Annotated in this window: 16 protein-coding genes, 1 tRNA gene and 1 pseudogene; 7 read left to right on the forward strand and 11 right to left on the reverse strand. The window is 74.2% G+C overall.

Annotation, left to right across the window (positions count from 1 at the left end):
* Positions 1-57 precede the first annotated feature (57 nt).
* The 4 genes and pseudogenes from JNW98_RS11670 to JNW98_RS11685 form a co-directional block, all read right to left on the reverse strand.
* Positions 58-477 (reverse strand): very short patch repair endonuclease, encoded by a 420-nt coding sequence (locus JNW98_RS11670; protein WP_223768109.1) that lies wholly within the window; start codon positions 475-477, stop codon positions 58-60.
* A 196-nt stretch (positions 478-673) separates the two neighbouring features.
* Positions 674-1,417, reverse strand: a pseudogene (locus JNW98_RS11675) (dihydrodipicolinate synthase family protein); the annotation flags it as partial.
* Positions 1,418-1,696: 279 nt separating this feature from the next.
* The gene (locus JNW98_RS11680) at positions 1,697-2,125 is read right to left on the reverse strand and encodes a hypothetical protein (protein ID WP_223768085.1); all 429 of its coding nucleotides are present in this window, start codon (positions 2,123-2,125) and stop codon (positions 1,697-1,699) included.
* A 100-nt stretch (positions 2,126-2,225) separates the two neighbouring features.
* Positions 2,226-3,011 carry an endonuclease V gene (locus tag JNW98_RS11685; RefSeq protein WP_223768086.1) on the reverse strand — a complete coding sequence of 262 codons (786 nt, stop codon included), beginning with the start codon at positions 3,009-3,011 and terminating at the stop codon, positions 2,226-2,228.
* Between the two features lie 47 nt (positions 3,012-3,058).
* Between JNW98_RS11685 and JNW98_RS11690 the strand changes: the two genes are divergently transcribed.
* The gene (locus JNW98_RS11690; protein WP_223768087.1) at positions 3,059-3,361 is read left to right on the forward strand and encodes a YciI family protein; all 303 of its coding nucleotides are present in this window, start codon (positions 3,059-3,061) and stop codon (positions 3,359-3,361) included.
* A 394-nt stretch (positions 3,362-3,755) separates the two neighbouring features.
* Positions 3,756-4,169: a spore wall synthesis regulator SsgD gene (gene ssgD / locus JNW98_RS11695; protein ID WP_223768088.1), complete on the forward strand. Its 414-nt coding sequence runs from the start codon at positions 3,756-3,758 to the stop codon at positions 4,167-4,169.
* A 186-nt stretch (positions 4,170-4,355) separates the two neighbouring features.
* Here the strand turns inward: ssgD and JNW98_RS11700 are convergent, their stop codons facing one another.
* Both JNW98_RS11700 and JNW98_RS11705 read right to left on the reverse strand, forming a co-directional pair.
* Positions 4,356-4,838: an inorganic diphosphatase gene (locus JNW98_RS11700; RefSeq protein ID WP_223768089.1), complete on the reverse strand. Its 483-nt coding sequence runs from the start codon at positions 4,836-4,838 to the stop codon at positions 4,356-4,358.
* A 223-nt stretch (positions 4,839-5,061) separates the two neighbouring features.
* Positions 5,062-6,162 (reverse strand): DMT family transporter, encoded by a 1,101-nt coding sequence (locus JNW98_RS11705; protein WP_223768090.1) that lies wholly within the window; start codon positions 6,160-6,162, stop codon positions 5,062-5,064.
* A gap of 406 nt (positions 6,163-6,568) precedes the next feature.
* On the opposite strand from JNW98_RS11705, the gene JNW98_RS11710 reads away from it, so the two are divergent.
* The 4 genes from JNW98_RS11710 to JNW98_RS11725 all read left to right on the forward strand — a co-directional run bounded on the left by JNW98_RS11710 (position 6,569) and on the right by JNW98_RS11725 (position 15,054).
* Positions 6,569-8,215: a flavin monoamine oxidase family protein gene (locus JNW98_RS11710; RefSeq protein ID WP_223768091.1), complete on the forward strand. Its 1,647-nt coding sequence runs from the start codon at positions 6,569-6,571 to the stop codon at positions 8,213-8,215.
* Positions 8,212-11,964: a ferritin-like domain-containing protein gene (locus JNW98_RS11715; RefSeq protein WP_223768092.1), complete on the forward strand. Its 3,753-nt coding sequence runs from the start codon at positions 8,212-8,214 to the stop codon at positions 11,962-11,964. The genes JNW98_RS11710 and JNW98_RS11715 overlap by 4 nt, the downstream gene beginning before the upstream one ends.
* Entirely contained in the window at positions 11,961-13,652 is a 1,692-nt protein-coding gene (locus JNW98_RS11720) for an FAD-dependent monooxygenase (protein ID WP_223768093.1), read from the forward strand. The genes JNW98_RS11715 and JNW98_RS11720 overlap by 4 nt, the downstream gene beginning before the upstream one ends.
* A 169-nt stretch (positions 13,653-13,821) precedes the next feature.
* The gene (locus tag JNW98_RS11725) at positions 13,822-15,054 is read left to right on the forward strand and encodes a cytochrome P450 (protein ID WP_223768094.1); all 1,233 of its coding nucleotides are present in this window, start codon (positions 13,822-13,824) and stop codon (positions 15,052-15,054) included.
* A gap of 11 nt (positions 15,055-15,065) precedes the next feature.
* Here the strand turns inward: JNW98_RS11725 and JNW98_RS11730 are convergent, their stop codons facing one another.
* The 5 genes from JNW98_RS11730 to JNW98_RS11750 form a co-directional block, all read right to left on the reverse strand.
* Positions 15,066-16,631 (reverse strand): FAD-dependent oxidoreductase, encoded by a 1,566-nt coding sequence (locus tag JNW98_RS11730; protein WP_223768095.1) that lies wholly within the window; start codon positions 16,629-16,631, stop codon positions 15,066-15,068.
* 186 nt (positions 16,632-16,817) lie between these two features.
* Complete coding sequence (locus JNW98_RS11735; protein ID WP_223768096.1) at positions 16,818-17,822, reverse strand: HNH endonuclease; 1,005 nt, start codon at positions 17,820-17,822, stop codon at positions 16,818-16,820.
* Positions 17,823-17,935: 113 nt separating this feature from the next.
* Positions 17,936-18,262: a putative quinol monooxygenase gene (locus JNW98_RS11740; RefSeq protein WP_223768097.1), complete on the reverse strand. Its 327-nt coding sequence runs from the start codon at positions 18,260-18,262 to the stop codon at positions 17,936-17,938.
* Between the two features lie 147 nt (positions 18,263-18,409).
* Positions 18,410-18,494: transfer RNA gene (locus JNW98_RS11745), tRNA-Leu, on the reverse strand.
* Positions 18,495-18,716: 222 nt separating this feature from the next.
* Positions 18,717-20,270 carry an aldehyde dehydrogenase family protein gene (locus JNW98_RS11750; RefSeq protein WP_223768098.1) on the reverse strand — a complete coding sequence of 518 codons (1,554 nt, stop codon included), beginning with the start codon at positions 20,268-20,270 and terminating at the stop codon, positions 18,717-18,719.
* 252 nt (positions 20,271-20,522) lie between these two features.
* On the opposite strand from JNW98_RS11750, the gene fdhD reads away from it, so the two are divergent.
* Positions 20,523-21,356 carry a formate dehydrogenase accessory sulfurtransferase FdhD gene (gene fdhD, locus JNW98_RS11755; protein ID WP_223768099.1) on the forward strand — a complete coding sequence of 278 codons (834 nt, stop codon included), beginning with the start codon at positions 20,523-20,525 and terminating at the stop codon, positions 21,354-21,356.
* The last annotated feature ends 64 nt before the right edge of the window (positions 21,357-21,420 follow it).

Consider the following 21,420-nt stretch of genomic DNA (forward strand, 5'->3'; position numbering starts at 1 on the left):
GCCTGCGGTGATCGGTCTCATCGACGGCCGCGACACTGGCGTCGCGGCCCGCACAACCTACACGGGACGTCGCTCCCGAACCAGGGCGGCGACCCGCTCCGCCGCCTCCGCCGCACTCTCGTGCTCCCAGACCCGGACCGAGAGCCAGCCCGCCTCGGCGAGACGGGCGTCGGTGTCGCGGTCCCGCGTACGGTTCTTCTCGATCTTCTCCCGCCAGAACGAGGCGTTGTTCTTCGGCCATGTCGCATGCTGCGGGCACCCGTGCCAGTAACAACCGTCGACGAAGACCGCGACGCGCGCCGGCCCGAAGACGATGTCGGCCTCGCGGCGCACGCCCTTGAGCGGCCTGCGGTGCACCCGGTAGCGGAGGCCCGCGGCGTGCAGGGTTTTGCGGAGGGCGATCTCGATCTCCGTGTCCCGGCTGCGCTGCTTGCTCATCCGGGCCCGGATCTTGGCGGTGGTCTCCAGGGCAGGCATGGTTCCATTCTGGCGCGGGACGCCTCGCCGAAATCCCCCGTACCGCCGACGCGCGGCCGCCACCTGCGCAAACCTCCTTCGGCGTGCCCCAAGAGAGTGGGCGCCGAAACGACCTTCGACGGCTCATCCCGGGAGCAGCCCACCCGCTTTCAGCAGCCGCCGTGCCGCTCATGGACGTCGGGTCGCCCGCGCGGATCAGGGTCTGGAGGGTGGTGAGGCGGTCCTGTTCGGCGACCGCTTCCGGCCAGCGGGCGGCGCGGGCGTGGGTGTGGAGGCGGGTGTAGGCGGCGGGGTCGACGTTGCCGAGGCCGGCCACGACGCCGTCGGCGCCGATCAGGAGGGCGGCGTCGACGGTGAGTTCGGAGCCGGTGAGCACGGCGAAGTGGTGGTCGAGGCCGCGGTGGCGGAGGGCCAGCAGGAGGTGGCGGAGGGCGTCGAGGTCGCCGCTGCTGTCCTTGAGGCCGGCGAGGGTGCGGTCCTCGGCCAGGTCCAGGAGGACGGCGGGCGGCAGCTTGGTGTGGACGCGGGACGGGATGTCGTAGGCGAGCAGGGGCAGGTCCGTCGCGGCGCGGATGCGGCGGAAGTGGTCGGCCGTCTCGGCGGGGTGGGTGTCCGTGTAGAACGGCGAGGTGGCCACGAGCGCGTCGGCGCCCAGGCCGGCCGCCTCCCGGGCGCGCTCCAGGACGCGCGGGGTGGTCGTGTCGATGACGCCGGCGAGCACGGGGACGCGTCCGGCGGCCGCCTCGACGGTGGTCCGTACGACCGTACGGCGCTGGTCGTCGGTGAGGAAGACGGCCTCCCCGCAGGTCCCGAGGGCGAACAGCGCCGAGGCGCCGCCCTCCAGGACGTGCTCGACGAGCCGGCGCAGGGAGCCGGTGTCCACGGCGCCGTCGGGGGTGAGGGGCGTGCACAGGGGCGGGATGAATCCGGTCGGTCGCACGGGGTCCTCCGGGGTCGGCGGGGTCGGCGGGGTGGCCTGCTGTGGCCTGCCTACCCAGGCGGCGGGTCCGTCAAGTGGCCCGGGCGTCCGTCGGCCGGGTGCTCCGCTCCCGAGTGACGCCTTGGGCCGGGTGGGTGCCGAAGCGGGGGCTTCCCGGGCCGTCGCGGCGCGGGATGCCCGGGAACGGTTCCCGGGCGCCCGCGAGCGGCGACGCGGCCGGCTTCTACGGAGGGGGGCCCGCGAGCAGCACTTCCGCGAGGCCGGTAGCCGGGGTCGCGGTCAGGCCCGTCCGCCGCGGCGCGTCGGCGACCGTGTCCACGGCGTCTCCGGGCGGGTCCCGGTCGCCGAGCGCGGGCAGCGGGAGGAGCGGGCGTACGTGCTCGGCGTGGACGCCCGGGGCGTCGGGGTCGGGCGTCCGGGCGATGTGCGCCGGCTCCGTCCGGGAAGTCCCGGGCCGGCGTGGTGGCCGCCGACGGTGGCCAGGCGGCCGGGGCGCGTCCCGGGGTGGGTGATCAGGTACTCGGTGCCCAGGTCGTCGGGCAGGTTGTGGTGGAGGACCAGAGCCGTGTGGCCGCCGCCGAACGGGATCCGGAAGACGGGCCACCGGTCCCGGTCGCACAACGCGTCGTACGCCGCGTCGGCGACGGCCCCTTCGACGTCGAACCGTTCCGGGACGGGGTCGTAGTCCTCCGTCCCGCTCAGCCACATCAGGTAGGCCGCCCAGAAGCCCGGCAGCGCCGGCAGTGCCGGCAGGTTTTCGCCCTCGACGGCGGGGCGTCCTCGAACCCGCCCGTCGGCCCGGTGTGGGTCAGGATGGGCCCAGGCTGTCGACCGCCTCCGCCAGGGCCCGCCGGCAGAGGGCGTCCGCGGCGCGTGTGGTCTCCGGGAGGCGGTAGTTCCGGGCCAGGTCCAGGACGTGGGCGCAGGCGCGGTCCAGGGTGACGCGGTGGCCGACGGAGACGTAGACCGGTTTGACGGCCTCCCGGGTGCGGAGGGCGCGGCCGACCTCCTCGTCGCCGTCCAGCAGGGGCGCCGAGTCGCCCCGGGCGGGGCCGGGGGGTGCGTGGCGGAAGGTGAACGGGTTCTTCGCGACCCCGATCGTCGGCAGTCCCGTCAGCACGCCCAGGTGGGCCGCGAGGCCGAAGCGGCGGGGGTGGGCGAGGCCGTAGCCGTCGCAGACGACGAGGTCCGGGGTGAGGGGCAGCCGGCCGAGGGCGGCGAGGACCGTCGGGATCTCGCGGAAGGCGAGCAGGCCGGGGACGTAGGGGAACGCCACCCGGCCGACGGCGGTGGCCTCCGCGACGACGCGCAGGGTGCGGGTGTCCAGCGCGACGGCCGCGGCGGCGACGAGGTCGCGGTCGTCGTCGTAGGCGACGTCGACGCCCACGGCGGTCAGTCGGGCGCCGGGTGCGGGGCCGGGTTCGCCGAGGATCACGCGCTCCCGGAGCGCGTTCTGGACGGCGAGCGCCTCCGCCTCGGTGGTGGGCCAGCCGGGGGGCGGTTCACCGGTCGGGGCGGCCGTCGCGTCGCCGGTCGTGCCACTGGCCGGGACGGCGGTCGCGTCGCCGGTCGCGTCATCAGTCGTGTGGTTCATGGCGAGGACACCGTACGGGACGGGCGCCCGGGCCGTAGCCTGTGATCATGTTCGTACTGGAGCTGACCTACATCGCGCCGCTCGACCGCGTGGAAGCCGCGCACGCCGAACACCTCGCCTGGCTGGACGCGCACTACGCGTCGGGGGTGTTCCTCGCCTCCGGGCGCAAGGTGCCCCGGGACGGCGGGATCATCCTCGCGGTCGGCGACGACCGGGCGAAGATGGAGGAGATCACGCGGAGCGATCCGTTCACGGTGGCGGGGGTGTGCGAGTACTCGATCACCGAGTTCGTCCCCACCAAGACGGCTCCGGCGCTGGAGGAGTACCGGCAGCAACGGCCCCCGTCCTGAGTCGGGGACGGAGGGGACGGAGGAGACGGAGGGGACGACGGAGAGGCAAGGGACGGAGGGGTGGCGGAGGGCCGTCCCGGGCCCAACACGCGCCCTCCGTACCGCGGTTGCCCTGCCGCACGATCACCGGTGTTACTCCTGCGGCGACGGAGACGGCAGAGATGACAGGGGCATCAGGGGCGTCAGGCAACGGAAGACTGTTACGCGTGAACCCTCACTCTTGGCGGAAGTGCTTGCCTTCGTAGGCATAGAGACGAAATGCCCTGTTCATTCAAGGGCCGTGACGCATCTCACGCTCGAATCCAGCACTGAGTCCCGCGATCCTCCGTCTCACCCTGCGGAGTGCCACGGACCCCACCATCGGGAAGACCAACCAACCGCAAGGGAGAAGGCGTTGCCCACCGTCATCGACCAGGCCGTCCAGGCCCGACTCATCGCGTCCTCCCCCCAGACCCGTTCCGTCCCCGCCCATCTCCGGTACCAGCGCGCCGACCCCTTCGCCGTGCGCATCGCCTTCCCGCCGGCCGCCTCGCTCGACGGCGCCGAGGTCGAGTGGGCATTCGCCCGCGAGCTGCTGGCGGGCGGGCTCCTGTCTCCCTCGGGCGGCGGCGACGTCCGGGTCTGGCCATGCGGACCGGAGCGGACCGTCCTGGAGTTCCACGCACCGGAGGGCGTGGCGATGGTGCAGATCGACACCGCCGAACTGCGCGGATTCCTGGCCCGTTCGTACGCGCTGGTGCCGGTGGGCGGCGAGGCCGGCTGCCTCGACGTCGACGGGGGTGTCGAGGCGCTGCTGCGTCAGCTGTGAATACCGACCGGTCGGATTGGTGTTCGACGGGCATGGTCGGGGGCGGTATCGCGGGACGGAGCGGGGCGGGATCGTCCGGTTTGGGCAGCGGTCGCCGGGGGCTTCCGGGGGCGCGAGGGGTCGCGCGTCCGGAAGCTTCCGGCGGCTCCGGCGGCTTTCGCGGGGCCCTCTGCGCCCCTCTCTCCGCTACGCGTTCCCGGCGCGGGCGCGGGAGGCGAGGATCTCCGCCTCGGCCGCCGCGCGGTCGGCCCAGCAGGCGTTGTCGACGGACTTGCCCGGCTCCAGTTCCTTGTAGACCTCGAAGAAGTGCTGGATCTCCAGCCGGTCGTACTCCGGAAGGTGGCGCAGGTCGCGCAGGTGCTCGTGGCGGGGGTCGGTGGCGGGCACGCACAGCACCTTGTCGTCCTCGCCCTGTTCGTCCCGCATCCGGAACATGCCGATCGCCCGGCAGCGCACCACCACCCCGGGGAACGTGGGGTCCCCGGCCAGGACGAGGGCGTCCAGCGGCTGCCCGTCGGCGCCCAGGGTGCCGTCCACATAGCCGTAGTCGGCGGGGTACCGGGTGGACGTGAAGAGCAGCCGGTCCAGCCGGATGCGCCCGAGCCGGTGGTCCATCTCGTACTTGTTGCGGCTGCCTTGCGGGATCTCCACGACGACGTCGAAGTCCACGGGCGCTCCTCGGTAGACGGCGGCGCGTCGGCTCTGACGCGGCCGGCACCCATGGTGGCGCCGCCGGCGCACGGGCACCACGGTGCGGTTCCGGCCCCTCCGGGCCTGGCGCGGCCTGGCGAGCGGCCACCCCCGCCGCCCCGGCTTGTCCCCGCCGCCCCGGCCATCCCCGGCCGCCGTCAGCCGCCGCCAGCTCGTCCGAGCCGTCAACCCGCCCGGGATCTCAACCCGCCCGGGACCGCTGTCGTGACGACGACACCAGGCACCGCCGCCCGGACCGGGTGACGGGCCGTCGGCCCGGTCCGGGCGGCGGTTCAGAAAGCGGCCCGGACAGCGGTTCGGACAGCCGGTGCGCGCCGGTCGCCAGTATCGATCCCGATCCCGCGCCCGGGGCATCCCCGGGCCCGCCCGGCGGCGACGGTTCCGCCGGCACTCGGCCCTCCCGCCGCTGGGCGACGACACGGGCCGGCGCCGCCTCCGGGGCGCGGGCGCCTTCTCCTACACCCGCGCCCCGGAACGTCAGGACGACCACGCCGCCCGCCGCCGCGGCGCCCGCCAGCCCGGCGAGCACCCCGCCCGTCAGGCCGTACCGGAACGCCTCGCCCAGGCAGCAGACCCCCACGGCCGCGGCCACGACGGGGTTGACGACCGTGACGGTGGCCAGCGGTGCGGCGAGGCCCGCGCCGCGGTAGGACGCCTGGGAGAGCAGCATGCCCGCCGAGGCCAGGACCGCCGTCACGGCGAGCGTCGGGAGGAGCGCTCCCGTCCGGTGCGCGGTGATGTCCTCGGCGGCGGCCTTGGTGAAGACCGAGCCCATGCCGAAGGCGACGCCCGCCGCCGTGGCCAGCAGGACGCCGCGGACGACGGGCCGGCGCGCCCGGCGGGCGATGAGGGCCGTCAGTGCCACGGCGGCACCCATCGTCGCGGCGAGCAGCGGCCGTTCGCCGGCGGGGAGGGACTCGGTGCGGGGCGGTCCGGTGAGCGCCAGCAGCCCGGCGAGGCCGCCGGTGGCCAGCAGGGCCCCGCGGTAGCCGGCGGCGCCGACCGGCCGGTGCGCGAAGACGGCCGCCATGGGGAGCGCGAAGACGATCGTGAGCGCCCCCATCGGCTGCACCAGGCTCAACGGCCCCCAGGCCAGCGCCAGGACGTGCAGTCCGGCGCCCAGGCCGGTGAGGGCCACCGCGCCCCACCAGGCTCCGCTGCGCAGCGGCCCGCGGACCCCGCCGCCGGCTGTCGCGGCGACCCGCTCCTGCACGATGGCCGCCGCCGCGTAGCAGACGGCGGACACCAGGCAGAGCAGTACCGAGAGCGCCAGAAAGCTCACGGGGTGCCCCTGTGGTCCGTACCGTCGTCCTTCATACCTTCCACGATGCCCCGCCCCGCGCGCTGCGTCGTCGTCCCTGGGAACGGGGTTGTCCGTACTCCCAAAGGAGTACGGCTGTGCGGTGGGCCGACGGTGCGGGCCGGACCGGCCTTCCGGCGGGGTGCGGGCGAGCGCTCCGCGTGATCCGCGTTCGGCAACCGCCCGGAGGCGCGCTTACCCGGCGCGCGTAATTCCTCTACGTCCTCACCCTGCCGACCTGCCGGAATCCCCGGAAGTCCGCCCTGTCCGGAAAAACCGTTGTGCGACTTCCGATCCCGTGACGTCTTTAGGAGCCACAAAATGGAAATAGGTCACATTTACGGGGGGAAGCTCAATGTCCGGCACGCGTGAAGTTTGGCATGTGCACATGTTCGACGGAATCGAACGGAAACGTCCGCGCGTCCTGGTGCTGGGGGCCGGCGTGGCGGGGCTGACCACCGCCTACGAGCTGGAGCGCCGCGGCTTCCGGGTGGAGGTGATCGAGGGCAACACGCGTATCGGCGGGCGCGTCCTCACCCACCGTTTCGGCACCGGACCGAACGCCCCGGCGGTGGAGCTGGGCGCCATGCGCATTCCGGCGCACCACCGCCTCACCCTCGAATACATCGACCGGATGGGACTCACGGGAAAACTGCGCAGGTTCACGACGCTCCTCTCCGAGGAGAACGCCTTTCTGCGCGTCCCTTCGGGTTTCGTCCGCGTCCGGGACGCCGCCGGGCCGCTGTGCGCGAACTTCCGCGCCGAGCTCGCGCTGCGCGGCGGGGAGCGCCGGTACGACGCCCCGACCATCGTCTTCGGCGCCTGGCTGACCGCCGTCGTCGACGCCACCGCCCCGCCCGAGCTGCGGCTGGCGCTCCGCGACGACCTGCACCGCCAGCTCCTCGACCTGGTCGCCCGCCTCGACGCGGCGCCCCACCTGCGCGGCCCGGCCCGCGACCGGATCGACCTGCACGCGCTGTTCACCGCCCACCCGGAGATCCGCACGGGGTGCAGCGGGCGCCTCAACAGCTTCCTGGACGACATCCTCACCGAGACCAGCCCCGCCCTGCTCCGCCTGGAGGGCGGCATGGACCAGCTGCCGCGCATGCTCGCCGGCCGGCTCAAGGGACGCCTCGGCTGCGGCCGGCGCGTCGTCGGCATCGACGTCCGGGACGACGGCGTGCTCGTCCGCGTCCGCGCTGGGGCGCGCACCACGGCGCTGCACGCCGACTTCGCCGTCTGCACCCTGCCCTTCCCCGCGCTCCGGCGGCTGCGCCTCAGCGGCCTCGACGACGACAAGCGCGCCGTGCTGGAGGACGTCGTCTACTGCCCGGCGACCAAGGTGGCCCTCCACTGCCGCGAGCCCTTCTGGCGGGACGAGGGCATCCGGGGCGGTGCGTCGTTCACGGGAGGGCTGATACGCCAGACCTACTACCCCGCCGTGGACTGCCCCGGCGACGGACCCGTCGTGGACGGCGGTTCCGTCGCGGACGGCGGTTCCGCTGCGAACGGCGGTTCCGCTGCGAACGGCGGTTCCGCTGCGAACGGCGGTTCCGCCGCGGACAACGGTCCCTTCGCGGACACGCACCTCACGGCAGGCGGCCCGCCCGGCCGCGGTGCCGCGCTGCTCGCCAGCTACACCATCGGCGACGAGGCCGAGCGGCTCGGCCGGCTGCCGGCCCGCCGGCGGCACCGCCTCGTCCTCGACGAGCTCGCCGCCGCCCATCCCCCGCTCCGGCGGCCCGGCATGGTGCTGGGCGCGGCGAGCGCCGTCTGGGGGCTGTCGCGCTGGAGCGGCGGCTGCGCCACCCGCTGGGGCAGGTCGGCGGCCGAGTGCGAGATGGAACGGCTGCGCGCGGCCCGCCCGGCCGGCCGGCTGTTCTTCGCGGGCGAGCACTGCTCCACGGCGCCCGCCTGGATCGAGGGCGCCATCGAGTCCGCGCTGCACGCCGTCCACCAGGTCGTCCACTACGCGCCGCCGGCCCGCGTCCTGAACGCACCGGGCCGGCGGGGGCGGGCGGGGGCCCTGCGGTGAGCGTGTTCGATCTGCCCCGGCTGCACTTCGCCGGCGTCGCGACCACCCGGCTGCCCACCGGGCCGCGCAACGGCCTGACCGACCTGGCGGGTCCCCGCGCCCTCGTCGACGACGGCCCGGAGCCCGTCCCGTTCCCCGCCGGCCGGCCGGCCGGCGAGTACCACGCCTGGCTGCGCCGCCGCGGCCCCCGCCACGACGCGCGCGGACGCCTCCGCCCGGACGGCGAGTTCAGCATGGCGGCGGGCTGGAACCTCGACGGGAACGGGCACTTCCTCTTCGATGCGCGCGTCACCGCCGTCCAAGGCCAGGACGGGCGGACGGACACGAAGGATTCGCTGGTCGGGCGCGCCGTGGACGTCTGGGGCCACTACAACCCGTATCTGCGCACCACCGTCAACCGGGCCCGGGTCTTCGACCTCGACCCCGCGTCGCGGTGGACCACCGCCCTGATGACGGGCCGGTTCGGCGTCGGCAGACTCGGCCGCTCGCACGACGACGGGTACCTGTTCACCGGGGGCGTCACCGGCTTCCAGCCGCCGCGCTGGGTGCAGTTCGGGCGGATCCTGGACGTCGGCGAGCACGTCCTCGCCGGACAGCTGCGGTACGCCGCCGTGCACCAGTTCGCGTTGGTCCGGGAGGACGCGGAGTGGTGGCGCGACGGGGTCCGCTCCCCCGCCGCGGAGGCCCTGCGGTCGGTGGTCACCGAGGGCGGCGCGGACGGCCTCGTCGTCCGGTTCGCGCTGGACGCCATGAGCAGCCCGGTGGTCCCCGACGCCCCCAGCCACTGGCGCGTCCGTGGCACCGTCGCCCCTTGGTACGCGCACGAGCTGCGCACTTATCCGGCGGGGCGACTGCTGGAGCCGGTCCCCGGAAGCCCGTTGCGCCACCTGACGGTGCGGCTGACGGATGACCGGGCGGTGCTCGACATGATCACCGCGGTCCCGGTCACCCGCCGGGCGGAACGAGCCGGTCCGGGGCCCCTGCACGCCCTCGGCCCGCCCCTGGACCTGGGCGACCTGGAGCTGCGGACGGCGTCGGGGGCGCTCGTCGCCCGGCTGCCCGCCGGCGCGTACCCCTCCGACGCGACGTCGGGGCTCGTCACCGCGGCCCGGGTCCCCGGCCGTCCGGAGGTTGCGGACGAGCGGCTGTTCCTGACCCGGACGGCACCCGGCGGGCGGCGGCGGGTGCTGCTGGCCGAGCGGGAGGCCGTCGTGCAGTCGGACGACGCGTTGGTGGTGCTGCACCATCGGGACCGCGCGCGCGGCGCCGACCACGCCGTCCGAGTGCGCGTGCGCTCGTTCGTACGCGGGCGCCCCGCGCCCGTGGAGGTGCGCGTACGCCAGTACTACAACCCCCGCGCACTCCCCGCCGACCGCACGGCGGGCGCGCCGGGCGCGCGCTGCGCCGACGCGGTGGTGCTGGGCATGCGGGCGGGGCGGGGTGAGGGAGCCGGGCAGGCCGAGGGGGCGGGCTCCCAGCCGGGCGCCCGTTCCGACGGCAGGCGGGGCGCGGGGCCGGGTGCCAGGCAGGACGCCGGACCGGGCGCCGGCCGCGGTGACGCGACGGGTAGAACAGGCGGCAGCGCAGGCAGCACAGGCAGCGCAGGCAGCGCAGGCAGCGCAGGCAGCGCAGGCAGCGCAGGCAGCGCAGGCAGCGCAGGCAGCGCAGGCAGCGCAGGCAGCGCAGGCAGCGGACCGAACGACCGGGTTGGCGGGTCGGGTAGCGCACCAAGCGCTCGAACGGGCAGCGCGCGCCCGGCGCTCGCGCCCGTACCAGTGCCGGCGCCCACGCCCTCACCCGCACCACCGACCACGCCCCGATCGGCTTCCCCCACCACCCCCACCCCCACGCCCACACCCGCCCCCACCCCAGCACCGTACGCACCCGAGTGCACCCTCACCACCGACCCCCGCGGCCACGGCGAGCTCATCCTCCGCGGCGACCGCGCCGGCACCTGCCGGGTGCTGCTGTCGACCGGCGGCGCCGACGCCCCGGGCACCGACCCCCGCGCGCCCGGCTCCGCCTGGACCGCGTACGACGACGCGGACGCGCTCGGCTTCTGGGCGGGTGCGGGCGCCCTCGCCGTCCGTGTCCTGCCCGACGACTGGCACCTCGACGCGATCCCCCGCGAGGACGTGGACTTCGCCCTCCTCCACCGGGAGGTCTTCGCCTACTACGAGCAGGTCTCCACCTTCATGAAGTCCGAGGTCTTCAGCCTCGCCGACCGCTGCAAGGTCGAGACCTACGCCGAGCTCGCGTGGCAGATGTGCGACCCGCGCAACAAGGACCGCACGTACTACATGCCGCCCACCCGGGACCTCACCGACCCCAAGGCCCGACTCCTCCTCGCCTACCTCCGCAACCAGCAGGCCAGGACCCGCCCGCCGCTCACCGTCCCCGCTCCACCACCCGAGCCGCCGGCGATCACCACGCGGGGCCGGCTGTGGGCCGTCCTCAAACAGGCGGCGACCCTCGAACTGGCGGTGATGCTCCAGTACTTGTACGCCGCGTTCTCCCTGCCCACGCACGGCGCGGGCCGCGTCCTCGTCCGGCGCGGCCTGTGGACGCCGCGCCAGCTGGAGCTGGTCTGCGGCCAGGGCGGGGCGACGCTCGACGACGGGATCCGCGGCGCCCTGCTGACCGTCGCCCGCGAGGAGATGATCCACTTCCTCCTGGTCAACAACATCATCACGGCCATCGGCGAACCGTTCCACGTTCCCGTGATCGACTTCGGCACGCTCAACGGGCGGCTGCCCGTCCCCCTGGACTTCGCCCTGGAAGGGCTGAGCATCGGCAGCGTCCAGCGGTACATCGCCGTCGAGCGGCCCGCCGGCCTCACCCCCGAACTGCGGCGCGCGGAATCGCCACCCGGCCCGGCCGCGCCGCGCGCCGGCGCCTGGGGTTCGATCAGCGAGCTGTACGCGGCCATCAGGGAGGGGCTGCGGCGCGTCCCGGACCTGTTCCTGGTGGAGAAGGGCCGCGGCGGCGGCGAACACCACCTCTTCCTGCGGGAGTCCGTCAACACCGCGCACCCGGACTACCAGCTGGAGGTCGACGACCTCTCCAGCGCGCTGTTCGCCGTCGACCTCATCACCGAACAGGGCGAGGGCGCCCCGGGCACCCCACCCCCTCCCGGCGCCCCACCCCCTCCCGGTACCCCAGCCCCTCCCCCACCAGAGACATCGCACTTCGAGACGTTCCTGCGGATCGGCGAACTCCTCACCACCGAGCGCGCCCCCGGACCGCACGGCCGGCTGCTCCCCTGGGACCCCGCCTATCCGGTGCTGCGCAACCCCACCCTCGGCACCGGCGACGCGGCCAAGGACCCCGTCACCGACCCCGAGGCGCGCGCCGTCGCCCGGCTGTTCAACCAGGCGTACGAGCTGATGCTGCGGCTGATGGTCCAGCACTTCGGCGAGAGCCCCGACGGCAGCCTGCGCCGCTCCAAGCTGATGAACGCCTCGATCGACGTCATGACCGGCATGATGCGCCCCCTGGCGGAGCTGCTGGTCACCATGGACTCGGGCCGCCGCGGCCGGACGGCGGGGCCGACGTTCGAGCTGGACGCGGCGCCCGAGCCCGTCCCCCGCCCGGACGTCGCCCGGCGCGCGCTGGCCCTGCGCTTCGCCCACCTGGCCGCCGCGGCCCACGCCTGCCCGCGGGTGCCGGACCAGGTGGGCGACATGGCGGCGTTCTACGCCGACGTGTTCCGGGGAGCGACGGACGCCAAGGGGAGGGAACGCGAATGAGGTTGACACATTCCGCCGAAGAAGGTGCCGGAGCAGCGGACGAGGACGGCCGCAGGCCACCGTTCGACACCGACGTCCTGATCGTCGGCGCCGGCCCGGTCGGGCTGGCCCTGGCCTTGGACCTGAGACACCGGGGCGTCCGCTTCCTCGTCCTGGACGCCTCCGACGGACGGGTGGAACACCCCAAGGTCGGTACGGTCGGGCCGCGTTCGATGGAACTGTTCCGGCGCTGGGGCCTCGCGCACGCCGTCCGGACGGCCGGCTGGCCCGGCGACCACCCGCTGGACGTCGTCTGGGTGACCGCGGTCGGCGGGCACGAGATCCACCGCCTGCCGTTCGGCACCTCCGACAGCCGGCCGCCGCACCCGTGGACGCCGGAGCCGGAACAGGTCTGTCCACAGAACCTGCTGGCGCCGCTGCTGGCCCGCGCGGTCGACGTCCACCCCGATGGTCCGCTGCGCCACGGCTGCCGTCTCGACGGCTTCGTCCAGGACGCCGACGGCGTCACCGCCTCCGCCACCCGCCTCGCCGGCGGTGCTCCCCTCTCCCTGCGGGCCCGCTGGCTCGTGGGCTGTGACGGCGCGAGCTCGACCGTCCGCGGAATCCTCGGCGTCGGCGCCCCCTCCCGACACCCCACCCGTACCTTCCGCAACATCCTCTTCCGCGCGCCGGAGCTCGACGCCCGGCTCGGCGACCGCCGGGCCCTGGTGTACTTCCTCACCCAACCGCCGGACCTCCGCTATCCGTTGCGGGCGATGGACGGCCGCGGCCTGTACCGGCTGATCGCCTCCGCCGAGGCGGCGCTCCACCAGGAGCCGATGGCGCTGCTGCGGTCCGCGGTCGCCGTGGACACCCCACTGGAGGTGGTCTCGGAGCACGTGTGGCACCTGACGCACCGGATCGCCGACCGCTACCGCGTCGGCCGCGTGCTGCTCGCCGGGGACGCGGCGCACACTCTCTCGCCGTCCGGCGGCTTCGGGATGAACACCGGCATCGGAGACGCCGCCGACCTCGGCTGGAAGCTCGCCGCCGACCTGGCCGGCTGGGCGGGCCCCGGCCTGCTCGACGCCTACGAGGCCGAGCGCCGACCGGTCGCGGAGCGCGGACTGGAGGCAGCCGGCGCCAACCTGCGGCGCACGGTCGGCCGCGCGCTCCCCAAGGAGATCCTGCTCGACGGCCCGGAGGGCGACCGGGCCCGTGCGGCGCTCGCCCGGCAGCTGGGGAGCGCGGCCGTCCGCGCCGAGTTCGACGCCCCCGACCTGCACTTCGGCATGCGCTACGCCTCCCCGCTGATCGTCGCGGACCCGGACGGCGACGACGGGGACTGGCGCTCCGGCGCCCTGCCCGGCGCCCGCGCCCCGCACGCCTGGCTCAGCGGCGGGACGTCGACACTGGACCTCTTCGGCGCCGGCTTCCGCCTGCTGTGCTTCACGGACGGCCGGTCGCCTGCAAGCCTGCTGCCGACTGACGGCCGGTCGCCTGACGCGCGGGTGCCGCGTGGCCTGATCGACGCCTTCGCCCGCCGGGGCGTGCCGCTGGCGGTCACCCACTGCCACGACCGGCTGGTGGCGCGGCTGTACGGCCGGCCGTACGTCCTGGTGCGCCCCGACGGGCACGTCGCCTGGCGCGGCACCCGCCCGCCGCTGGACCCGGGACTGCTGGCGGACACGGTGCGGGGCGCGCGATGAGGGCGCCGGACTCACGCCGGCACCGCCCGTCAGTGGCATCGCCGACATCACCGGCATTGCCGAGATCACCAGCATTGCCGATATCACCGGCATCAGAGACGTCAGTGGCATCAGAGACGTCAGCGGCACCGCCCGCAACCGAGGAACCGGTAACACCTGGGAGGCACACATGACGTCCCTCGGCCCCTTCCGCCTCTCCGACGTGCATGTGCCCGACCCCTACCCGCTCTACGAGCGCTACCGCGAGGAGGACCCCGTCCACCGGGGCGAGGACGGCTGGTACCTCTTCCGCCACGCGGACGTCGCCGCCGTCCTGTCCGACCGCCGTTACGGGCGCGGCGGTCTGCCCGTACCGCTGCCGGCCTCGTGCCCGCACCTGAAGCGGACGGCCTCCGACTGGATGGTCTTCATGGACCCGCCGCGCCACACCCGCGTGCGCGCGCTGGTCGCGAAGAGCTTCACGCCCCGCGTGGTCGAGCGGCTGCGCCCCCGGGTCGACGAGCTCGCGGGCCGGCTGACCGCCGCCCTGGCGGAGACCCTGGCCGAGGACGGGCGGGCCGACCTGGTCGACCGGTTCGCCGCGCCGTTCCCCATCCTGGTGATCTGCGAACTGCTGGGGGTGCGGGCGGACGACCGCCCCTGGTTCCGGGCCCGCGCGGTCGACCTCCAGCAGGCCACCAGCGCCCGCGCCGCCCGGCGGAGCGACGCCTACCGGGTGGCGGACGCGGCGGCCGGCGAGCTCGACGCGTACTTCCGCGCCGAACTGGCCCGGCGCCGGGCCGCCGGGCCGGTCGAAACCCGCGACGATGACGGCGACCTGATAGCGGCCATGCTGCGGGCGGCCGAGGAGGAACCGCTGGACGACGACGTCCTCGTCGGCACCTGCGTCCACCTGCTGACGGCCGGCCACGAGACCACCACCAACCTCCTCTGCAAGGGCCTGCTCGCCCTGCTGGACCACCCGTACCAGCTCGGACTGGTGCGCGAGCGCCCGGAGTTACTGCCGGGAGCGGTGGAGGAGCTGATCCGCTACGACGGCCCGGTCCAGCTGATCAGCCGCCGCGCGCACGAGGACGGCGAGATCGGCGGCCACCGCGTCGCGCGCGGCGAGAAGGTGACCCTGGTCCTGGGCTCGGCCAACCGCGACCCGCGCCGCTTCCCGCACCCCGACCGGCTGGACGTCCGCCGGGACGCCCGCCGCCACTGCGGCTTCGGGCTGGGCGCCCACTACTGCCTCGGCGCCCCGCTGGCACGTGTGGAGGCGGAGACCGGCCTCCACCGCCTGCTGACCGGTCTGCCGGGACTGCGGCCGGCGGAGGACGAGCCGGACGGCCCGGTGCGGTACGCGGACGACCTGGTCTTCCACGGACCGTCGAGGCTGGTGGTGCGCACGGGCCGATGACGTGAGCGCACTCACCCGGGCAGGTCCCGGCGCGGCGCGAACCACCGCTCCAGATAACCCGCGAGCGCGTCCCGGTCGCCGGAGGGAGCGCGGAGGCCGACGTACCCGTCGGGGCGGACGAGGAGGAGCGTCCCGGCGAGCGCAGCGCCGGCCGCGTCGCCCTCGGCGCGGACCCGGAAGGTCCGGAGGCCGGCACCGTACCGCTCGACGAGCCCCCGGAACTCCGCGCCTCCACCCCTCCCCTCGAAGACCAGGAGCGTCCACCTCCGGTAGGAGAGCAGGTCGTGGAGGCGCCGCCGGGTGCCGTCGCGTTCGCGGACGGGGAGGTCGGGGAGCCGGTCGCCGGCGCGCAGCGGCCCCCGGCGGCCGGTGTCGGTGGTGAGGGCGCTCGGCCGGTGGTGCCGGGCGAAGTCGCTCATCATCAGCCGCGTCCGCCGTTCGGCCCGCCGGCTGCCGATGACCACCGGGGCCGCGAGGCTCAGGGCGGCGAGCGTCAGGGGGCCGGGCGGGAGTTCGGTGAGGTTGTGGCGCATGTCGCGCATCACTCCGGCGGCGGTGCGGCGCTGTTCGGCGGAGTAGGTGTCGAGCAGCGTCTCGCGGCAGCGCCCCTGGTGGACGGCGGCGAGCTTCCAGCCCAGGTTGTGGGCCGCGCAGAGCCCGGCGTTGAGGCCGTGTCCGCCGACGGGCGCCCACAGGTGGGCGCTGTCGCCGGCGAGCAGGGCGGCGCCGTGGCGGAGCGACGCGGCGAGGCGGTCGTGGAAGCGGGCCCGGTTGGTCCACGGCGGGGTCGTGGGCACCAGGCGGACGTCGGGGTCACCGGTGGCGCGGACGACGAGTTCCCGCATCTCGTCGGTGCTCGGCGGTTCCTCGAGGCGCGGTTCGGGGTCGTCGCGGAAGGCGAAGAACCGGTGCCCTCCGCCGGGCAGCGGGCTGACGATCAGCGAGACGCCCCGGTGGAGGAAGATCTGGGTGAGGTGGGGGTCCTGCGGGAAGCGCCAGTCGGGCTTGGCGTTCATCTGCACGGCCTGCAGATCGGCGCGGCGCTCCCCGTCGAAGGGAATGCCCAGGGTCTTGCGCACGATGCTGTGCGCCCCCTCGCACCCCACGAGCCACCGGCACGCGACGGTGCGCCCCCGCCCGTCCGGCCCCCGCAGATCGACTTCGGCCCCGTCCGCCCCGACCCGTACCGCCACGGCCTCCGTGGCCCAGCCGACGTCGTCCCCCAGCGCCCGCAGCCGGCGGCGGAGCAGCCGCTCGGTGGCGTCCTGCTCGATGGAGAGCGGACAGGGGAAGGCCGTCCCCGGCATGGCCATGTCGTACTCCCCGCACAACCGCCCCCGCACCCGGAACGCCCCGCGCCGCACCACCAGCCCCGCACCGGCCAGGTCGTCCGCACACCCGAGGTCCCTCATCGCCTCGAGTGCGCGCTGCCAGATGATGCTGGCCCGGGGCTCCTTCTTGGTCCCTGGCTCCTTCTCGACAACGAGCACATCGAGCCCATACCGCCGCAACGCGATCGCCAGCGCCAGCCCGGTGGGCCCGGCACCGACGACCACAACGTCCCGAACCTCCACCACGCCGCCCCCGCCCTCCCCGACGCCACCACCGTTTCACCCCCAATCGTGCGGGAACCACCACCCCGCCTTCAATGGCGCCTTTCCCCCGAAGCACCCCATGCACCCCATGCACCCGACACATCCGGAACCACCCGGACCGCCCAGACCGTCCGGGCGCCCCAGACCGTCGAACCATCCGGGATCGACTCAGCAGCACACCGCCTGAACGGCCCGCAGGAACTCCGGCCACCCGCGGACTCCCGCCCCCGTGAGGGTCAGCTTCAGCGTCTGTTTCAGCGGATGCGGGGAGTCCATGATCGCCTCGTTGCGCCGGGCGAGCCCGGCCAGTTCGGCGGCGGTGGGCAGCCGGGCGCTCTTCGCGGCGTTGCAGCGCGGGTGCGCCGGGGCCAGGTTCCAGATGACGTCGAGATCGGGCCCCGCCCATGCGGAGACCCCGCCGAACCTCCGCATCAAGGCGTACGGAAACACATGATCGACGGCCATCCCGTCCTCCGGCGCGATGACGTCGCCGCAGATGAGGCACCGGCCGTGCTGGAACCCGGTCAGGGCGTCCCCGACCCCGGCCACCGAGCGGCGTCTACGCCGGTCGGTGAGGGTCAGCGTGTCCCAGTCCACGCGGACGCCGTCGGCCATGAGGCTGCGCCCGACCTCCGCCGAGAAGGAGCTCTCCACGATGCTCCACCGCGCCTCCAGCTCGGCGCGCAACACGCTGACCTGCCCGTTCCGCACCAGCCGCCGCAGCTGCGGGGTGAACCGCACGACGCGTCCGGTCCCGCGGCCGGTCAGTTCGTAGAAACGGTGCGGCACCTCGGTGCTGCCCCGCAGGTTGTGGAACTTCCGCATGACCATCCCGGGCATGGTCCGGACGGCCGCGTCCACCAGTTCCTCCGTGGGCCGGCCAAGCCTCCTCGACTCCTCCCGCTCCCGTCCGGCGACGGCCAGGAAGTCCGCGTCCCCGTCGGCTGTCCCGGCCGAGGCCTGGCGCGCGTCGGCGGGCCTGCCGACGACCCCCATCGCGTACGCCGCGGCGACGTCCCGCAGCGCTGCCGCGTCCTCACCCCGCTCGGCGCAGGCGAGGAGCGCGGAGCCGAGTGCGAACTTGTACGTGCGCGTGTTGGCCCCCATCAGGATCGCGAGCCGCCAGGCGGCGCCTTCCGACGGTTCGGTCCGGTAAAACGATTCAGCCGTCATCCCCAGCCCCTCCTGTACCGCCCGCGGCCGACACCTCCGCACCGTACCCAAAGACACCGAGGCCCCGGCCGCCCTCCCGAGGAGAGCGGACGGGGCCTCGGCCGTCGGCCGGGTCAGCCGCGCGGCGACAGCTCCGCCATCGCCGACCAGCCCTGGGACGGCACCTCGACGTTGACGATCTCGGGCGTCTTGGCGATCAGGTCGGGCATCCAGGCCATGGCCTTCTTGAAGTGCTCCGAGTTCACGTGCACCTCGCCGGCCGCCGCGTCCTTGAACGCCTCGACCAGGACGAACTGGTTCGCGTCCTCGACGCTCCGCGACCACTCGAAGAACAGGTTCCCCGGCTCCTGCCGGGTCCCCTGGGTGAACTCCTCGACGAGCCCGAGCCACTCGCCGCTGTGCTCCGGACGGATCGTGAACTTGACGACGATGAAGATCATGAACAGCTCCTGCGCTTGCCGAACGGGACCGGGGTTTCACCCCGGATGTCCGATTATGCCGCCCGGTGCACCACAGAAGATCACCGGGGTGCGCGCCAACCGGCCGGAAAAACAGAAGAACCCCAGCTCAGCTGGGGTTCTTACGTGTGTCCGAGGGGGGACTTGAACCCCCACGCCCGATAAAGGGCACTAGCACCTCAAGCTAGCGCGTCTGCCATTCCGCCACCCGGACTAGGTGTTTGCCTCCTTGGGGTGTTCCCCGCGGCGACATGGATAACTCTATCAAGGTTTCGGAGCGCCTTTGACCAGGGCTTTTGGGTGGCCCATAAGGGGCATTTATGGGCATAGCAGGTGGAGATGGCTGTTGAGGTGGGGTGCGGACGGGCCGGGCCGCCCCCGGCGGCGGATTTCCGGCGTCAGGAGGGGCGACCCGGGGCGGTGCGTGCGGGGCGGATCAGGGCATCAGGTGGTAGTCCGGGAAGTTGCCCGGCAGTCGTTCGTCCGCCGAGGAGCCCTCGGTCACCGCCTTGACCAGCAGGTCGCCGCCCACGAAGGCACCCCGCCAGGACGCGCCGAAGCCGCCGAACAACTCGTCGCGGTCGCCGCGCGAGCGCGGCTTCCCGTGGCCGACCTTGAAGGCCCTGATCTGCGGGGCGAGGCGCTCGAAGGTGGCGGGGTCGTCGCAGGAGAGGGTGGCGACCAGGGCGCCGTTGCTCGCGTTCATGGCGGCGAGCAGTTCCGCTTCCGTGTCGACCAGGACGATGGTGTCGACGGGCCCGAAGGGCTCCGCGTGGTGCAGGGGGGACGACGGCGGCGGGTTGAGCAGAGTGACCGGTGGGACGTACGCGCTGCGGTCCTGGCCCGGCAGGAAGCGCCCGTCCGCCAGGGAGCCCTGGTGGAGCGGGACGGCGCCCCGGTCGATCGCCTCGGCGACCTGGTCGGTGAGCTCCTTCGCCTTGGCCGCGTTGATCAACGGGCCGAAGTCCAGGTCCGGAAGGTCGTCCGCCGGCCAGTCCGTGGCCAGCGGGTGCCCGAAGCGCACGGACCGTACCGCCGGCAGGTACACGGCGAGGAAGTCCGCGAACGCCGACCGCTGCACCACGAAGCGGGGGTAGGCCGTGCACCGCTGCTTGCCGTAGTCGAAGGACTTCCGGATCAACGGAGCGAAGGCGTCCCAGTCGCTGAAGTTCCAGATGCCCCAGGTGTTGAGCCCCTCCTGCTCCAGGATGTGGCGTTTGCCCAGGTCGGCAACGGCCGTGGCGACGCGGGCGCCGGTGTCCCGGCCGCCGACGAAGGAGACGCAGCCGATCTCGGGCGCCCGGACGAGCGCCTCGGACAGCTCCCCGCCGCTGCCGCTGACGAGGGTCAGCGGCAGGCCCTCGCGCACGGCCAGGGCGCAGGCCAGCGTCAGACACGACAGGCCGCCGTCGGTCGGCGTCTTGGCGATCACGGCGTTGCCCGCCAGCGCCTGGACGAGCATGGCGTGGACGAGGACGCTCATCGGGTAGTTCCAGCTGGCGATGTTGGAGACCGGCCCGGGGAGCGGCACCCGCCCCGCGGTCATCCCGGCGATGCCCTCGACGTACCAGCGGACGCCGTCGATCGCCCGGTCCACGTCGGCCCGCGCGAGCCGCCAGGGCTTGCCGATCTCCCAGACCAGGAGCAGGGCGAGGAGGTCCTGGTGTTCCTCCAGCGCGTCCAGCGCGGCGCTCACCCTGGCCTTGCGCTCGGCGAGCGGCACCTCGCGCCAGGTCCGGTGCTGGTCCAGCGCGGCGCGTACGGCCCGGTGGGCGGCCTCGGCGTCGAGACGCGGGGGGCCCGCGACGGGTGTGCCGTCGACCGGGGTGACGGCGGGCAGCGGACGGCCGTCCGCGTGCCAGGCGCCGTTCCAGAGGTTGAGGACGCGGTCGTCCCGGAACGCCTCGGGGGCCAGGTTCAGGCAGCGCCGCCAGGCGCTGTCCCATTCGGCGCCTGGGCGCAGGACGAGGGAATTGAGGGTCGGTGCCATGAGGTTTCTCCGCTCTCGGTGCACAGTCGGGGCGGGGAACAGCACGTTGCCTACTGAACGGTAGCCTCCCGTCCGGCCCGGCGGCAGGGTGCCTGGTACACGATGAGGCCCACGTCACGTGCGACCGCGGGTAAGCGGGCAAGGGGCGCGGAGGGCGCCGGGCGAGCCGGCCTGCCCCCGCTCCCGGTCCGCCACCCGTGACGGTGAGAATGAGGCCGTCCACCACCGCCGACAGCAACGGAACCGATCAGCATGGGACGGGTCACCGCACGCCGCCGCGTCATCCGCATCCGGGACGGGGTGGTGAACACGCGCCCGGACACCCTGGTGGCGGAGGAGCCACTGGAGATCCGGCTCAACGGCAAGCCACTGGCGATCACCATGCGCACGCCGGGCGACGACTTCGCGCTGGCGGCCGGGTTCCTGGTCAGCGAGGGGGTCCTGGGGCGGCCCGAGGAGCTGGCGAACATCGTCTACTGCGCGGGGGCCACGGACGACGGCTCCAACACCTACAACGTCGTCGACGTCCGGCTCGCTCCGGGCGTGCCCGTCCCCGAGGTGAGCCTGGAACGCAACGTTTACACCACGTCGTCGTGCGGGCTGTGCGGCAAGGCCAGCCTGGACGCGGTACGGACCACGGCCCGCTGGCCGGTGGCGGACGGCCCGGTCCCGGTCCGGCTCTCGCCGGAGCTGCTCGCCACCCTCCCCGACCGGCTGCGGGCGTCCCAGACGGTCTTCGACCGCACCGGCGGCCTGCACGGGGCGGCCCTCTTCACCGCGGAGGGCGAACTCCTGGACGTCCGGGAGGACGTCGGCCGGCACAACGCGGTCGACAAGCTCGTCGGCAGGGCGCTGCGCGAGGGGTCCCTGCCGCTGTCCGGCGCCGTCCTGCTCGTCTCCGGACGGGCCTCGTTCGAGCTGGCGCAGAAGGCGGTCATGGCCGGGATCCCCGTACTCGCCGCCGTGTCGGCGCCGTCGTCCCTGGCCGTCGACCTGGCGGTGGAGACCGGGATGACCCTGGTGGGGTTCCTGCGCGGCTCCTCGATGAACGTCTACGCGGGTGAGGAACGCATCGTGATGCCGTGATGGTGTGATGCCGTGATGTCGTGGCCGCGTGATGTCGTGGCCGCGTGATGTCGTGCCGCGGTGA

Source organism: Streptomyces huiliensis (assembly GCF_020037025.1).
Classification (GTDB): Bacteria; Actinomycetota; Actinomycetes; order Streptomycetales; family Streptomycetaceae; genus Streptomyces; species Streptomyces huiliensis.

Excerpts from the sequence above, each read along its gene's own strand:
- JNW98_RS11670 (WP_223768109.1), bottom strand. The coding sequence starts at position 477 with ATGCCTGCCCTGGAGACCACCGCCAAGATCCGGGCCCGGATGAGCAAG.
- JNW98_RS11680 (WP_223768085.1), bottom strand. The coding sequence starts at position 2,125 with ATGTGGCTGAGCGGGACGGAGGACTACGACCCCGTCCCGGAACGGTTC.
- JNW98_RS11685 (WP_223768086.1), bottom strand. The coding sequence starts at position 3,011 with ATGAACCACACGACTGATGACGCGACCGGCGACGCGACCGCCGTCCCG.
- JNW98_RS11690 (WP_223768087.1), top strand. The coding sequence starts at position 3,059 with ATGTTCGTACTGGAGCTGACCTACATCGCGCCGCTCGACCGCGTGGAA.
- JNW98_RS11710 (WP_223768091.1), top strand. The coding sequence starts at position 6,569 with ATGTTCGACGGAATCGAACGGAAACGTCCGCGCGTCCTGGTGCTGGGG.
- JNW98_RS11720 (WP_223768093.1), top strand. The coding sequence starts at position 11,961 with ATGAGGTTGACACATTCCGCCGAAGAAGGTGCCGGAGCAGCGGACGAG.
- JNW98_RS11725 (WP_223768094.1), top strand. The coding sequence starts at position 13,822 with ATGACGTCCCTCGGCCCCTTCCGCCTCTCCGACGTGCATGTGCCCGAC.
- JNW98_RS11735 (WP_223768096.1), bottom strand. The coding sequence starts at position 17,822 with ATGACGGCTGAATCGTTTTACCGGACCGAACCGTCGGAAGGCGCCGCC.
- JNW98_RS11740 (WP_223768097.1), bottom strand. The coding sequence starts at position 18,262 with ATGATCTTCATCGTCGTCAAGTTCACGATCCGTCCGGAGCACAGCGGC.
- JNW98_RS11750 (WP_223768098.1), bottom strand. The coding sequence starts at position 20,270 with ATGGCACCGACCCTCAATTCCCTCGTCCTGCGCCCAGGCGCCGAATGG.
- fdhD (WP_223768099.1), top strand. The coding sequence starts at position 20,523 with ATGGGACGGGTCACCGCACGCCGCCGCGTCATCCGCATCCGGGACGGG.